Origin of the sequence: Luteimicrobium sp. DT211, assembly GCF_049844995.1 — a bacterium.
Lineage (GTDB): Bacteria > Actinomycetota > Actinomycetes > Actinomycetales > Cellulomonadaceae > Luteimicrobium.
Genome location: NZ_JBNCMC010000001.1, coordinates 397,181 through 410,760, shown reverse-complemented (window position 1 = coordinate 410,760; position 13,580 = coordinate 397,181). Strand labels below are relative to the sequence as shown.

General features: G+C 74.1%; 13 protein-coding genes. 4 read left to right on the top strand and 9 right to left on the bottom strand.

Features of this window, described 5'->3' with window-relative positions; all coding sequences use genetic code 11:
* Positions 1 to 25: 25 nt before the first annotated feature.
* From ACLQ14_RS01905 to ACLQ14_RS01895, 3 genes are all read right to left on the bottom strand, one after another.
* Positions 26 to 1,828 carry a GAF domain-containing SpoIIE family protein phosphatase gene (locus ACLQ14_RS01905; RefSeq protein WP_425809297.1) on the bottom strand — a complete coding sequence of 601 codons (1,803 nt, stop codon included), beginning with the start codon at positions 1,826 to 1,828 and terminating at the stop codon, positions 26 to 28.
* Between the two features lie 117 nt (positions 1,829 to 1,945).
* The gene (locus ACLQ14_RS01900) at positions 1,946 to 3,682 is read right to left on the bottom strand and encodes a glycoside hydrolase family 13 protein (protein WP_425809295.1); all 1,737 of its coding nucleotides are present in this window, start codon (positions 3,680 to 3,682) and stop codon (positions 1,946 to 1,948) included.
* A 45-nt stretch (positions 3,683 to 3,727) separates the two neighbouring features.
* The gene (locus tag ACLQ14_RS01895; RefSeq protein ID WP_425809293.1) at positions 3,728 to 4,777 is read right to left on the bottom strand and encodes a Gfo/Idh/MocA family protein; all 1,050 of its coding nucleotides are present in this window, start codon (positions 4,775 to 4,777) and stop codon (positions 3,728 to 3,730) included.
* Positions 4,778 to 4,879: 102 nt separating this feature from the next.
* Here ACLQ14_RS01895 and ACLQ14_RS01890 point away from each other — a divergent pair, with 102 nt between their 5' ends.
* A complete protein-coding gene (locus ACLQ14_RS01890; RefSeq protein ID WP_425809291.1) occupies positions 4,880 to 5,278 on the top strand; it encodes a PPOX class F420-dependent oxidoreductase in 399 nt (132 codons plus the stop codon).
* Complete coding sequence (locus ACLQ14_RS01885) at positions 5,271 to 5,921, top strand: TetR/AcrR family transcriptional regulator (RefSeq protein WP_425809289.1); 651 nt, start codon at positions 5,271 to 5,273, stop codon at positions 5,919 to 5,921. Before ACLQ14_RS01890 ends, ACLQ14_RS01885 begins: the two co-directional genes overlap by 8 nt.
* Before the next feature lie 22 nt (positions 5,922 to 5,943).
* Here the strand turns inward: ACLQ14_RS01885 and ACLQ14_RS01880 are convergent, their stop codons facing one another.
* The 5 genes from ACLQ14_RS01880 to ACLQ14_RS01860 form a co-directional block, all read right to left on the bottom strand.
* A complete protein-coding gene (locus ACLQ14_RS01880) occupies positions 5,944 to 6,273 on the bottom strand; it encodes a VOC family protein (protein WP_425809287.1) in 330 nt (109 codons plus the stop codon).
* Between the two features lie 112 nt (positions 6,274 to 6,385).
* Positions 6,386 to 7,210 (bottom strand): hydrolase, encoded by an 825-nt coding sequence (locus tag ACLQ14_RS01875; RefSeq protein ID WP_425809285.1) that lies wholly within the window; start codon positions 7,208 to 7,210, stop codon positions 6,386 to 6,388.
* 44 nt (positions 7,211 to 7,254) lie between these two features.
* The gene (locus ACLQ14_RS01870; RefSeq protein ID WP_425809283.1) at positions 7,255 to 7,800 is read right to left on the bottom strand and encodes a hypothetical protein; all 546 of its coding nucleotides are present in this window, start codon (positions 7,798 to 7,800) and stop codon (positions 7,255 to 7,257) included.
* Positions 7,801 to 8,056: 256 nt separating this feature from the next.
* The gene (locus ACLQ14_RS01865) at positions 8,057 to 9,286 is read right to left on the bottom strand and encodes a GDSL-type esterase/lipase family protein (RefSeq protein WP_425809281.1); all 1,230 of its coding nucleotides are present in this window, start codon (positions 9,284 to 9,286) and stop codon (positions 8,057 to 8,059) included.
* A gap of 315 nt (positions 9,287 to 9,601) precedes the next feature.
* Positions 9,602 to 10,888, bottom strand: coding sequence for an MFS transporter (locus ACLQ14_RS01860; protein ID WP_425809279.1), 1,287 nt, complete (start codon positions 10,886 to 10,888; stop codon positions 9,602 to 9,604).
* 89 nt (positions 10,889 to 10,977) lie between these two features.
* Here ACLQ14_RS01860 and ACLQ14_RS01855 point away from each other — a divergent pair, with 89 nt between their 5' ends.
* The gene (locus ACLQ14_RS01855) at positions 10,978 to 11,574 is read left to right on the top strand and encodes a TetR/AcrR family transcriptional regulator (protein ID WP_425809277.1); all 597 of its coding nucleotides are present in this window, start codon (positions 10,978 to 10,980) and stop codon (positions 11,572 to 11,574) included.
* A gap of 259 nt (positions 11,575 to 11,833) precedes the next feature.
* Positions 11,834 to 13,015: an MFS transporter gene (locus ACLQ14_RS01850; protein ID WP_425809275.1), complete on the top strand. Its 1,182-nt coding sequence runs from the start codon at positions 11,834 to 11,836 to the stop codon at positions 13,013 to 13,015.
* 3 nt (positions 13,016 to 13,018) lie between these two features.
* Here ACLQ14_RS01850 and ACLQ14_RS01845 read toward each other — a convergent pair whose 3' ends face one another.
* Positions 13,019 to 13,564, bottom strand: a complete 546-nt coding sequence (locus ACLQ14_RS01845; protein WP_425809273.1) for a DapH/DapD/GlmU-related protein — start codon at positions 13,562 to 13,564, stop codon at positions 13,019 to 13,021.
* Positions 13,565 to 13,580 lie beyond the last annotated feature (16 nt).

The window sequence follows — 13,580 nt, the reverse complement described above, 5'->3', positions numbered from 1 at the left end:
TGTTCGGCGGGCGGGGATCCCGTGCTCAGACCGGGTCGACGCGGAGCGTGAGGACGGCGATGTCGTCGTCGTGCAGGTCGCCCGGGACCAGCGTCCGCACCACCTGGACGGGCGCGACGCGGGGGGTGCCGTCGCCCGCGGGCGTCACCGGCGCGCCGGTCCCGCCGGCGCCGGGGCCGCCGCCCGCGAGCACCGCGGCCAGCCGGTCGAGGCCGTGGTGCAGGTCCTCGCCCCGCCGTTCAACCAGGCCGTCCGTGTACAGCACGGCGGTGTCGCCCGGACGGAGCTCGGCCGTGTGGTCGTGGCGGGCCGCGCCGGGCGCGACGCCGAGGATGAGGTCGCGCGCGCCGTCGAGCCGCTGCACCGCGCCCGACGCCCGGACGACGAACGCCGGCGGGTGCCCCGCGCTCGACCAGGTGAGGGTGCGGGCACCGTCCGTGCCGGCGGCGCCGAGCCGCGCCAGGAGGACCGACGCCGTCGCGTGCACGCCCGTCCCCACGTTCGCGGCGTCGAGCTGCGCGAGGGTCTGCGCCGGGGTGCGGTCGTCGCGCCACAGGAACCCCCGCAGCAGCGACCGGAGCTGGCCCATGAGCGCCGCGGCGTCGATGTCGTGACCGGTCACGTCGCCGATCGTCACCGCGACGTCGCCGGACGGCAGCACCAGCGCGTCGTACCAGTCGCCCCCCACCTGGTCGCCCAGGACGGCGGGGACGTACGCGCCGTCGAGCGTGACGCCGTCGGGCGCGGGCAGGTCGGTGAGCAGCGCGGTCTGCAGGACGTGCGCGACGTCGCGACGGTGCTGGAGGAGCCGTGCGCGCTCGAGCGCGACCGCGGTGTACCCCGCGATGGTGCTGAGCAGGTCGCGGAACGCGTGGTCGAACATGCGCCGGTCGGCCCAGCGCAGGACGATGACGCCGAGCACGGCGTCGCGGGTGAGCATGGGCAGCAGCGCGAGGGCCCCCGGCCCGCCCTCCGCGGGCATGCGCGGGAAGCGCTCGAGGACGTCGTCGTTCGTCTCGAACCACAGCGCCTCGCGCGTGCGCAGCACCTGGACCGACGGCCAGTGCTGGTCGGTGAAGAGGTCGTCGCTCCAGATCGCCTCCCCCAGGCCGGGGATCTCGCCGTGCTCGGCCCAGTGCAGGATCTTCCCGCGCGCGTCCGCGAGCGCCACGGCGCCCCGCGTCGCGCCGACCCGCTCCACCACGAGCCCCCGCGCGACGGCGAGCACCTCGTCGACCGTCGTCGTCGCCGACAGCGCCTCCGCGACGTGCAGCAGCGTGCGGGCGTTGCGGTGCCGGCGGGTCGCGGCGAGCTCGGCCGAGCGCGCCCGGGCGCTCTCCTCGCGGAGCCGGACCTGCGTCGCGCACGCCTCGGCGAGGTCGGCCAGGACGGTGAGCTCGGCCTGGGTCCACGCGCGCGGCTCGTGTGTGATCGCGCAGAGGGTCCCGACCGTGGCCCCCGAGGTGTCGAGCACCGGGTATCCCGCATATGCGGCGACGTCGAGCTCGCGCAGCGCGGGGCTGTCGAGCTGTTCCGTCGCACGGACGTCCGGCAGCACGAGGGGGTCGCCCGTGGCGAGCACCTGGCGGCAGAACGAGTCCTCGATCGCGAGCACACGCGTCCGCGCGTACTCCCCGGTGAGCCCGACGGCGCCCGGGAACCCCACGTGGCCGTCGTCGCGCCGCAGGGAGACGAGCGCCACGGGCACGTCGAGGTGCACCGACAGCAGCCGGGCGAACCGCTCGTAGGCGGGGTCGGGCGGCGTGACGGGCGCGGACGCGCCGGGTCGGGTCGCGGGAGGCGCGAGGCGGCCGGGCGTGTGCGTCATGCGGGCATCATGGCAGGTTCGCCGGGCAGTTCTCCGGACCGGCCGGGCCCGTGTCGACGGTGGGAGCGCTCCCTCAGAGTCCCGCCGCCGGTCGGGAGGTCAGCCCCCCGTCTGGGCTCACCGGGAGAGATTCACCCGGGCCTCCCACGGCCGCAGCCGGACGACGGCGCCCGGGTCCGGCGTCGGCGTCGTTCCTTCGCCCCCCACGGGAGGCAGGTTCGCCAGGACGACGTCGCCGAGGGCGGCGCCCGGCGGGACCAGATCAGCGAGCGCCACCTCCTGCTCGTCGGACGACACGTTGACGACGACGACGAGCCGGTCGCCGTCGAGCTCGCGGGCGTACGCGTAGACGTGCGGGTGGTCCGGCACCAGCATCGTGAAGTCGCCGTCCGCGACGACGGGCTCCGCGTGCCGCAGCGCGATCAGCCTGCGGTAGTGGGACAGCACCGACTCCGGGTCGTCGCGCTGCGCGTCGGCGTTGAGCCACGTCGCGTTCGGGTTGACGGCGAGCCACGGGGTGCCTGTCGTGAAGCCGGCGCCGGGCCCGGCCGACCACTGGACGGGGGTGCGCGCGTTGTCGCGGCCCATCGCGCGGATGCCCTCGAGCAGCACCTCGGGGTCGTGGCCGAACGCGACCTGCTGGCCGTAGAAGCCGAGCGCCTCGACGTCCTGCACGTCCGCGATCGAGGCGAACGGCGCGTTCGTCATGCCGAGCTCCTCGCCCTGGTAGACGTACGGCGTCCCCCGGTGCAGGTGCAGCAGGGTCGCGAGCGCGGTCGCGGACTCGCGCCAGTACCGGCCGTCGTCGCCGAACCGGGAGACGACGCGCGGCTGGTCGTGGTTGTCCCAGTAGAGCGAGTTCCAGCCCACCGAGCCGAGCCCCGCCTGCCAGCGGCCGAGGGACGCCTTGAGGTCGAGCAGGTCGAGGGGGACGGGGTCGAACTTGCCGCTCGGGCCGTGGTCGAGCCCGACGTGCTCGAACTGGAAGACCATGTCGACCTCGCGCCGGTTCGGGTCCGTGAACGCGATCGCCTCCTCGAGCGTCACGCCCGGCGTCTCGCCGACGGTGAGCAGCTCGCGGCCGGGGTAGCGGTCGAAGACCTCGCGGTGCATCTCCTGCAGGTACTCGTGGACGCGCGGCCCCGTCGTGTAGAGCGGGCTGCCGTCACCCAGGGCCCCGTGGCCGTTCGGGGCGCCGTCGCGCAGCGGCAGCACCTTCGAGACGAGGTTGATGACGTCCATCCGGAAGCCGTCGACGCCGCGGTCGAGCCACCAGCGCATCATGGCGTAGACGGCGTGCCGGACCTGCGGGTTCTCCCAGTTGAGGTCGGGCTGCTTGCGGTCGAACAGGTGGAGGTAGTACTCGCCGCTCGCCTCGTCGAGCATCCACGCCGGGCCGGAGAAGAACGACTCCCAGTTGGTCGGCTCGGCACCCGGCGAGCCCGCGGCGAAGCCCTCGCGCGGCGGGTGCCACCAGTACCACTCCCGGTGCGGGCCGTCCGGCCCGCCGTCCCGGGACGACACGAACCACGGGTGCTCGTCGCTCGTGTGGTTGACGACGAGGTCCATGACGAGCTTGATGCCCCGCTCGTGGACGGCCGCGAGGAGGCGGTCGAAGTCGTCGAGCGTCCCGAACATCGGGTCGATCGCCTGGTAGTCCGCGATGTCGTAGCCGTTGTCCGCCTGCGGGGACACGTACACGGGCGACAGCCAGACGACGTCCACGCCCAGGTCGCTCAGGTGGTCCAGGCGCGACTCGACGCCCGGCAGGTCGCCGACGCCGTCACCGTTCGAGTCCGCGAACGACCGCGGGTAGATCTGGTAGACGACCGCCGACTTCCACCACGAGCTCATGGGCCCCACGCTACGGTCCTGCGCCCGCCTCACGCCGCGCGGGTGTCACACCTCGACGCGTCGACCCTCGCGCGCGGCGACGCGGGCGGCGTCGAGCACCTCGGCGGTGCGGACGGCGTCGGCCGGGTCGACGGGCGCCGGGCCCTCCCCCGCCACCCACGCGGCGACCAGCCGGTAGAAGTCGGCGTGGCCGCCGCGGGCGCGCGGCACCGCGACCTTCTCGCGCCCGCGCACGACCCAGCCCTCCGAGCCCGCGGGCGCGTCGGCGTCGAGCACCTCGAACGGCGACGCCTCCGACGCCGTCTCGTACGTGGTCACGAGGTAGGCGCCGCCCCGCCCGAGCACCCGCGTGCGGGGGCCGGGAGCCCCGACGACCGAGCCGGCCCACAGCCGCGAGACCACACCGCCGGTGACCGCGCCCGCGCCGTCGACAGCGCCGCCGTCGGCGTGCTGGAGCTCGAGGAACACGTCGTCCTCCGTCGGCGTGGTGAGCGCGCGCAGGTGCGCTGACACGGCGGTGACCCGCCCGAAGAGCCGGGTCGCGGAGTCCACGAGGTGCGGCCCGAGGTCGAGCAGGAGCCCGCCGCCGACGGGGTCGTTCTCCTTCCAGCGGTCCCGCGGGACCGGGCGGAACCGCTCCCAGCGCCGCTCGAACGTGTGCACCTCGCCGAGCTCCCCGCGCCCGACGACGGCCGCGAGCGTCAGCTGCTCGGGGTCCCACCGGCGGTTGTGGAAGACCGTGAAGGGGGTGCTCCCGGCAGCGGCGACCACCTCGCGGGCGCTCGCCGCGTCGGTCGCGATCGGCTTGTCGAGCACGAACGGCACCCCCGCGCCCGAGACCGCCGCGGCGTGCTCGACGTGGAGATGGGACGGGCTCGCGACGACGACCACGTCGAACCTGTCCCGGGACTCGAGGAGGTGCGAGACGTCGTCGTGCAGGCGGGCTCCGGGCCAGTCGCCGGCGGCCTGGGCCCGCCTACCCGTGTTGCGCACGACGACGTCGGTCACGGTGCCGCCGGCCTCACGGATCAACCGGGAGTGGATGCCGCGGCCGGAGCCGCCGTAGCCGATCAGGGCGTAGCGCGTGGAGGTCATGCGCCATTGTCCCGTTCGCGAGCCCTTCGGGGCGGTCTTGTCGGGCTCGGCGTGCCGCGCTACGGTGTCAGTAAGTGGTTACTTACCCAGAGGAGAGTCACCATGGACACCACCCACCGGCTCACGCCGCAGCTCCTGCGCACGCAGCGGACCATCGCCCTCGAGACCCGGAAGCGGGACGGCACGTGGGTCGCGACGCCCGTCAGCGTCGTCGTGGACGACGATGGGCGCATGTACTTCCGTGCCTACGACGCCTCGGGCAAGTACAAGAGGCTCCGCAACTTCCCGCAGGTCCGGGTCGCCCCCGCGACGACGCTGCGCGGCAGGCCCACGGGGCCGGCCGTCACGGGGCTCGCGCACCGCGTCACCGGGACGGACGAGGCGCGCGCCCGCGCGCTCCTCGCCGCGAAGTACCCCGTGCTCCAGCGCCGCCTCGTCCCCTGGATGCACCGCCGCAAGGGTTGGGAGACCGTCCACTACGAGCTCACGCTCGATGCCTGAGGCCGGGGCGACGTCGTCCCGGAACCGCGGCACCCGCGGCACGGTGGTCGCCGCCGCGATGGACCTGTTCGGCCGCCAGGGCTATCGGGCCACGACGATCGCCCAGATCGAGGCCTCCGCCGGACTGTCGCCGGGAGCGGGCGGCCTCTACCGGCACTTCCCGTCCAAGCGCGCGCTGCTCGAGGAGGGCCTGCGCCGGCAGGCCGAGCAGGGCCGCGGGCTCGCCGCCTTCCTCGAGGACCCGCTCGCCCTCGCCGCCCTCCCGCTGCGCGACCGGCTCGTCGCCGTGGCGCGCGCGGGCCTGCGCAGGCTCGAGGAGGAGCGGGACGTCAACCGCCTCGTCGTCCGCGACCTCGTGGCCTTCCCCGACCTGCTCGACCGGGTGCGCGAGCAGGAGCTCGCCGCGGTCGTCCAGACGCTCGCGGGCTGGCTGCGGGCCCAGCCCGAGGAGCCCGTCGGGACCCCGGACTGGGACGCGCTCGCGTCCGTCGTCGCCTCGGCCGTCAGCCACTACTGGGTGCTGCGCGACGTCTACGACGGCGAGCACCCGCACGCGATCGACGCCGAACGGTTCCTCGGCACGCTGGCGGACCTCGTCGCCCGCACGTGGGTGCCGAGCGCGGCGGGGCCCCGGGCGGACTGACCGCCCGGACCCCCGGCCGCGCTCAGAGCGCCTGCGAGATGCCGATCGCGCCGCCGTCGGGGTCGTGCACGACGGCGACGAGCATGCCGCCGACGTCCTGCGGCTCCTGGACGACGGTCGCGCCCGCTGCGGTGAGCGCCGCGACGGTGGCGGCAGCGTCGTCGACGGGCCAGTACGGGATCGGCCCCGTCACCCCGTCGCGCGAGGGCGTGATCCCGACGTGCTGCCCGCCGTCGCCGTAGCCGACGTAGTAGGGCTGGTCGACGTCGGGCTCGCCGAAGAGGGCGGTGAACACCGCCTTGCTGGCTGCGACGTCCGTGACGGTGTAGACGACGCTCCGTGGCTGGGTCATGGCTGGTTCTCCCTGCTCGTGGCCGGCGCGCTTCACGTCGGCCTCTGCCTGCTGACGACCCCCTGACGCGCCCCGACCGGCCGACGTGACTCGCCGCGGGGAGGCCCGGCGCTCAGGTCAGGTCGTCGTGGTCCCCGCGCACCCAGGCCGCGTACCGGTCGGCGGACCGGCGCAGCACGCCGTGCCCGTCGGCCGCGATGCGCCCGTGGAAGTTGTGGTAGATCCGGTCGAACCCGAGCGGCTCGAGGCGCGACGCGATCCGCTCGACCACGGCGGCCGACAGCGGCAGGTGGTTCGGGTACGACCGCATGAACGTCACGGACTTCCGGTCCGCGTTGACGAACACCGTGTCCCCCGACAGGAGCGCGCCCTTGCCGTCGGCCGTCCCGGCCCAGTGCACGACGCCGCTGCCCGGGAAGTGCCCGCCGACCTGGTGGAGCGTCAGCCCGGGCACGACCTCGCGCGAGCCCGACCAGGTCTCGATCGCGTCGTCGGGCCGCCCGACCCACGAGGCGTCCGCCTCGGCGACGAGCACGGGCACGCCGCCCAGGCGCCGGCTCCACTCGACCTGCACCCCGAACATGTGCGGGTGGCTCGACGCGATCGCGACGACCTCGCCGAGGCCCCGGACTGCAGCGACGGCCTCGTCGTCGAGGTAGCCGAGCGGGTCCCACAGCAGGTTGCCGTGCGGCGTGACGACGACCTTCGACTCCTGCTCGATCCCCACGCCCGGGTCGCCCCGGAGCGCGTGCAGGCCGGGCTCGAGCTCGTCGACGCGCACCCGGCAGCCGTCGGCGGCGAGCTCGGCGAGCGTCGTCCAGGTCTGGCCCGACTCGACGACGTACTGGCGCTCGTCGGCGCAGATCGGGCACAGCTCGGGGCGGTCAGCCCGCTCCACGCCGCACGTGCGGCAGATCCAGAAGTCGTCCGTGGTCATGGGTCCGATCCTGCCGGGAGCCCCGGACATCCGCCGCCCGGGGATCACACCTCCGACGCGGCCGGGCGTCGGGGCCGGCGCCGAGCAGCGAGCCACCGGCCCGCGCCCGCGGGGAGGGCGCCCGCGACGACGCCCCACACCAGCGCCCCGGAGGTCATCGGGTCCACGCCGCCGGGCCGGCCGAGCTGCCCCCGCAGCGCGAGCGCCACGAGCGCCCCGCCGACGACGGCCCCCGCCACCGCGAACACCGTCACCGCCACCCGCTCGTGGCGGGCGGACGGGGCGAACTTGCGGACCGCGGACTCCAGGAGCCGGGCCATCGAGAACCCTGCGAGCGCGGTCACGACGACGGCGGCCAGCCCGCCGACGAGCACGAGCACCATGCCGAACCCGGTGAACGTGGTGTCCGCGCCCGCCTCTCGCGCCGCCAGGACGCCGTCGACGAACGCCGCCAGCAGCGTCACCACGACCCACAGCCCGACCTGGATCGCCAGCGCGTACCCGGTCGTCCGCCAGGCGAGGGTCGTGACGGGGACCGGTGACGCGGGGTTGGGCGCGCCGTAGCGCTCCACCCGCAGCTCGTCAGGCACCTGCCGCATCGAACCTCCCCCGCTCGTCGTGGCCCCCAGTCTGCCGTGGACGGACCCGGACGGTGCGGCGGCCGTCGTCGAGCACGGGGTTGCGCACCACCCTCTCGCGTCGAGCACGGAGGCGGAGGACTGAGAACAGGGGTGGCCTCCTCGACGGAGGCCACCCGTTACCGAAACCCTCGGCCGGTTGAGCCGACCGAGGGTTTCGTCGTTCCGGCAGCGCCCGACGGCTACCGCGCCGAGACAACGAGGCGCTTCAGCAGGTGAGTTCGCGAAGGTCGATGGAGTCGGCAACCGCACGGTAGCCGGCGTCGCTGAGGTGGATGTGATCGCCGGAGTCGTCCACGGTGCCCAGCATGCTGGGGTCCTGCGGATCGCGAACCACCGCATCGAAGTCGAAGACCGCGTCGAAATCCCGGGTGTGGCGGAGGTAGCTGTTGACCTCGTTACGGACCTCTTCCTGGCCGGCGTCCGAGATCCCGGCCGGGGTGATCGTGGCTGCGAAGACGCACTTCCCCATGGCGTGAGCCTGCGCGGCGACCTGCTTATCGGCAGCGATCAGGTCCGCGGCCGAGATGCCGCCGCTGACGTCGTTGATCCCTTCGAAGAGGAAGACCGAGCCGATGCCGGGCTTGGTGAGCACGTCACGCACGAGCCGGGTCTCGCCGGGTGCTCCTGCGGATCCGCCTCCGGAGGCCAGACGATTTCCTGAGATCCCTTCGTTCGCGATCCCGAACTGCTTGGCTGCCGGAAGCCTCTCGACCCGTCGGGCCAGGTCGTCGGTCCAACGGTCGTTCCCGTTGATCGTCGATCCGACGCCGTCGGTGATCGAGTCCCCGAGGGCAGCCATGGTGCCGACGCGTGTCGAGGAGTCCACCGTGACTCCGTCGAGGAAGAACCAGTTGGCGTCTTGCGTGCCGAAGTGGTCCGCGGAACCGTCGGCCGCCCAGTCGCCAGTGTCGGACTTGAAGGTGTACTGCATCGTACGGTTGTGGGCGGTGATCACGCTCGCCGTGCCCTGCAGGGCCAGCGACACCGACAGGTCGGCGCCGGCCGGGAGCTTTTCAGGCAGCGGGTCGCTGAGCACGACCGCGCCAGCGGGAATGGTCACCGAGCTCTTCCCGGCGAAGGTGATCCGACGGTTGCTGCCCGCCAAGATCGCCGCCGAGTCGTTCGCCGCCGGCGTGCCGACGTAGGCGGACGAGAACGTGATCGGTGCCGTGCCGAAGTAGTTCGAGATTCGGAACCGGGGGTTGCTGCCACCGATCGTGGTGTGCAGCAGGTTGCGAAGGGTGACGTCGGTCAGGCTTCCGCCGGCCTTGTCGTCGCTCGCGGCCCAGGTGGTGACAGTCGTGACCGGACGCGCTGATGCGGCGTCAGCCGGTGAGCTGGTGAGCGGGCCGGCGACGACGGCGACGGCTGCGGCGACGAACGCAGCTGCGGATCCGGCCGTGAGGCGGGTCCTCAGGGACCAGGACTGGCTCATAGATGTCCTCTCTGACAGCTCGTGACGGGACGTCACGTGAGTGCCGACGACTATGTCACCCGCCCCCTTTCGCAGCCGGGCCCCTGTACAGGCTCGGGCAGGCTTTGCGGTGAAGTGGAGCATCTGTGCGAGCAACGGGGGCATCTGTGCGACCAACGGTCGGCGGTCGAGGCCAGTCAATCCGTGCAAGGTGTGACTGGAGGCCCTGCCTGGGTGTGCCCGGCTATCCGTTGCCAGCGGTGCAGAACCAGGTCGAAGAGTTTCGGCAACCGGTTGCAGAGCGAGCACGGGCCTGCCCCGTTCTCGGCGGGTCGGTCAGGCGCGGACGGTCCGGGCGCCACGCGAGCGGCCGGTCACCAGCAGGACGACGCTCGCGACGACCGCGAGGCCGATCGCGATGAGCGCGTACTCGCGCGTGGTCGTGAGCAGCCCGCCGCCGTGCACCACGAGGTACCCGGCGACGACCGCGGGGAGCCCCATCGCCACGTACGCGACGACGTAGAGCACGGACAGCAGGCCGGCCCGCTCGTGCTCCGGCGCGAACGGCACGGTCAGCCGGATCCCGCCGGTGAAGCTCGCGCCGAACCCGAGCCCGGCGACGACGGTCCCCACGAAGAAGAGCGCGAGCGAGCCGGCCGACAGCGCGGCGAGCGTGATCCCCAGCCCGACGGCGAGCGTGGGCATCGCGAGCAGCAGCACCGTGCGGGCCGGGACCGACCGGACGAGGTAGACGCTCAGCGCCCCGCTGCCGGCGAGCGCGAACAGCGACGCGCCCCCCGCCACGACGCCCGCGGACGGCTCAAGCAGCCGGACGAGCGACGGCCCGAGCGCCCCGTAGAGGCCCGCGAGCGACCAGCCGGCCAGCAGCGCGGGGACGACGCCGAGCAGCGTGACGCGCGCGGCCCGCGGCGCGCCCAGCCGCGGCCGGAGCGAGGCGAGCGCGCCGGGTCTGGCGGCCGCGAGGGTCTCCGCCATGAGCAGGATGCCGAGCCCCTGGAGCGCGAAGACGCCGACGAGCACGTCGTAGACGAGGTGCGTCGGCTGCGGCAGGTACTGCACGAGGATCCCGGCGCCGAGGGCGCCGAGCGCGGTCCCGATGGGCGTGGCGACGGCGTTGGCGAGCGCGCCGTGACGCGCCGACAGGTCGAGCAGCGCCGCGCCGACGGTGCCGGCGGCCGCGCCCGTCGCGATGCCCTGGACGACGCGCGCCAGCATGAGTCCGTCCACGCCGGTGGCCGTCGTGAAGGCGAGCATCGCGCCGATCTGGAGGCCGACCGCCCCGAGCAGCACCGGGCGCCGGCCCACATGGTCGGAGAGCCGCCCGGCGACGAGCAGCGCGGCGAGGACGGCGACGGCGTAGACGCCGAAGACGAGGGTCGTGGTGATGGGGGTGAAACCCCACTCGGCCTGGTAGGTCGCGTAGAGCGGGGTCGGCGCGCTCGACGCCGCGAGGAAGAACACGATCACCGACAGCAGGAGCACGAACGCGGCGGCGTCGGGCAGGCGGCGGGAGCGACGAGCGACCGCGCTCGGGGTCGCGCGCTTTCCCGCCTCCAGGCCGGACGCGGCCGGGCACGGGGGCACGGCGTGGGTGTCGAGCATGGCTGCCTCCGTAGGTCGTCCGTTGAGTAGACAGGTCTGTCTGTGCCGAGGCTTCACGCTAGACAGACCTGTCTGTTAGAGTCAAGCCCATGAGCAGGACCGCCACCGCCGGACCGGAGCAGGCCACCGACCGCCGCACCGCCCGCGAGCGCCTCCTCGACGCGGCCGACGACCTCTTCTACGCCGAGGGCATCCACACGGTCGGCATCGACCGGATCATCGAGAGCGCCGGCGTCGCCAAGGCGTCGCTCTACAGCACCTTCGGGTCCAAGGACGAGCTCGTCCGCGCCTACCTCGCGGTGCGGCACGACCGCATCCAGGCGCGGGTCGAACGTCACGTCGCCGCGCACACCGACCCGCGCGACCGCGTGCTCGCCGTCTTCGACGCGCAGGCCGAGCGGTTCGCCGAGCCCGACTACCGCGGCTGCGCGTTCACCGCGGCCGCCGCGGAGTCGCCGTCGGGCAGCGCCGCCGTCGAGGAGACCGAGCGCTACCGCGGCTGGCTGCTCGGCGTGCTCACCGACCTCACGCGCGAGGCGGGCGCACGGGACCCCGAGGCCCTCGCGCGTCGTCTGCAGATGATCTACGACGGCGCCGGGCTCGCGTTCCGGATCGACCACCTCCCCACGGCAGGTCAGGAGTCCCGCGACGTCGCGGCGGCCCTGCTCGACGCCGCCCTCGCCTGAGGGCTGGTCCGCGAGGCTCCTTCGGCCGGTCCGGGCGGCCCGGACCGTCGCGCTCGGTCTCCGCTCGCGCCCACCTCCGCCGACGGTGACGGTGACGCCAGGTTCGCCGACGGCGAACCGAACGTCACCGTCGGCGAACCGAACGTCACCGTCGGCAAACCGAACGTCACCGTCGGCAAACCGAACGTCACCGTCGGCGAACGCAGTGTCACCGTCGACAGGGTCTCGCATCGATTCGACCCGCGTGCCAGAGTGAGGGGTGACCTCTCCCCGCACCACGACCGCCGAGCCGGCGTCGAGCATCCGCGACGCGGCGGGCGGCATCGTGGCGCTGACGCTCGCGACGTTCGCCGCGATCACGACGGAGATGCTGCCGGTAGGCCTGCTGCCGCAGATCGGCGACGCGTTCGACGTCTCCGACGGGACCGTGGGACTCCTCGTCACCGTGTACGCGTTCATGGTCGCGGCGCTCGCGCTGCCGCTCACGCTCGGCACCCGCCGCCTGCCCCGCAAGGGGCTCCTGCTCACCACGCTCCTGGCGTACACCGTGAGCGACACGGTCGTCGCGGTGGCGCCGGCGTTCGGGGTCGTCGCGGGGGCGCGCGCCCTCGGCGGGGTCGCGCACGCCCTCTTCTTCTCGCTGAGCATCGGCTACGCCGCCCGGCTCGTGCGCCCCCACCTCACCGGCCGGGCGATGGCGCTCGTGACGGCGGGCGCGTCGGCGGGCTTCGTGCTCGGCGTCCCGCTCTCGACGACGCTCGGCACCGCCGTGGGCTGGCGCCTCGCCTTCGGGGTGCTCGCCGGCGTGTGCCTCCTGACCACCGTGCTCGTCGCGGCGTTCCTGCCGCCCGTCGAGTCGGACACCGCGCACACCGCCCCCGTCGCGGGGCGCCGTCCGCAGCTGGCGACGGCCGTCACGACCAACGCTGTCGTCTACCTGGGCCAGTACGTCGTCTACACCTACGTCGCGGTCCTGCTGCTGCACGCCGGGATCTCCGAGAGCGGGGTCGGCCCGGTCCTGCTGGGCATCGGCGCGCTCGGCCTGCTGGGCCTGTGGTTCAGCGCGGCCCGGCTCGACGTCGCACCCCGCCGGACGGCGATCCTCGTCCTGGCCGTGCTCGCGGCCTCGCTCGCCGCGCTCGCCCTCGCGTTCCCGTCGCGCGGCGGCGTGCTCGCGTCGACGGCCGTGTGGGGCGCGTCGTTCGGCGCCGTCGCGTCGATCTTCCAGACGGCGGCCGTCCGGACGCGCGGCGCCTCGCCCGACGTCGCGGGCGCACTCGTCAACGCGACGGCGAACGTGGGGATCGGGGGCGGCGCGGCGCTCGGGGCGCTCGTCCTGGACCGCAGAGGGCTCGGGACCCTCCCCTGGCTCGGCGCGGCGCTCGTCGCAGCCGGGCTCGTGATCGTCCTCGTCGGGCGCCGCGCGTTTCCACCCGCCTGAGCGTCAGGCCCACGTCCGGCGCACGGCCGCCTTGGTGCCGGTGACGAGGCTGCCCGCGGGGACGTCGTCGGCGACGACGGCGCCCGCCGCCACGACCGCGTCGCGGCCGATGGTGACCCCCGGCAGGATCGTCGCGCCGGCGCCGATCCACACGTTCTCGGCGACGTCGATGGGCGCGCCCGTGAGGTAGCGGCGGCGCGGCTCCGGCTCGACCGGGTGGCCGACGGTGATGAACGTGACCTGCGGCGCGACCATGACGCGCGGGCCGAGCCGGATCCCCGCGTAGTCGAGGAACGTGCAGCCCTGGTTCACGAACACGCGCTCCCCCAGCTCGAGGTGGAGCCCGTGGTCCGTGTAGAAGGGCGGGTGGATCGTGACCTTGTCGGGCAGCGGCGCGCCGAGGAGTTGCTCGAGGACCGCGGCCTTGCCCTCGTGGTCGTCGAACGGGAGCGCGTTGAGCCGCGCCGTGAGCGCGTACGCCTCCTCGACGCGGGCCGCCATGGCCAGGAACTCCGGGCTGTGGATCTCCATGAGGTAGTCGCTCGACACCGGGCGATCGTGGCAC

Bases quoted from the DNA above. Each gene is read 5' to 3' on its own strand.
- ACLQ14_RS01900 (WP_425809295.1), bottom strand. From the start codon at position 3,682: ATGAGCTCGTGGTGGAAGTCGGCGGTCGTCTACCAGATCTACCCGCGG.
- ACLQ14_RS01890 (WP_425809291.1), top strand. From the start codon at position 4,880: ATGGACACCACCCACCGGCTCACGCCGCAGCTCCTGCGCACGCAGCGG.
- ACLQ14_RS01875 (WP_425809285.1), bottom strand. From the start codon at position 7,210: ATGACCACGGACGACTTCTGGATCTGCCGCACGTGCGGCGTGGAGCGG.
- ACLQ14_RS01895 (WP_425809293.1), bottom strand. From the start codon at position 4,777: ATGACCTCCACGCGCTACGCCCTGATCGGCTACGGCGGCTCCGGCCGC.
- ACLQ14_RS01880 (WP_425809287.1), bottom strand. From the start codon at position 6,273: ATGACCCAGCCACGGAGCGTCGTCTACACCGTCACGGACGTCGCAGCC.
- ACLQ14_RS01905 (WP_425809297.1), bottom strand. From the start codon at position 1,828: ATGACGCACACGCCCGGCCGCCTCGCGCCTCCCGCGACCCGACCCGGC.
- ACLQ14_RS01885 (WP_425809289.1), top strand. From the start codon at position 5,271: ATGCCTGAGGCCGGGGCGACGTCGTCCCGGAACCGCGGCACCCGCGGC.
- ACLQ14_RS01865 (WP_425809281.1), bottom strand. From the start codon at position 9,286: ATGAGCCAGTCCTGGTCCCTGAGGACCCGCCTCACGGCCGGATCCGCA.
- ACLQ14_RS01855 (WP_425809277.1), top strand. From the start codon at position 10,978: ATGAGCAGGACCGCCACCGCCGGACCGGAGCAGGCCACCGACCGCCGC.
- ACLQ14_RS01860 (WP_425809279.1), bottom strand. From the start codon at position 10,888: ATGCTCGACACCCACGCCGTGCCCCCGTGCCCGGCCGCGTCCGGCCTG.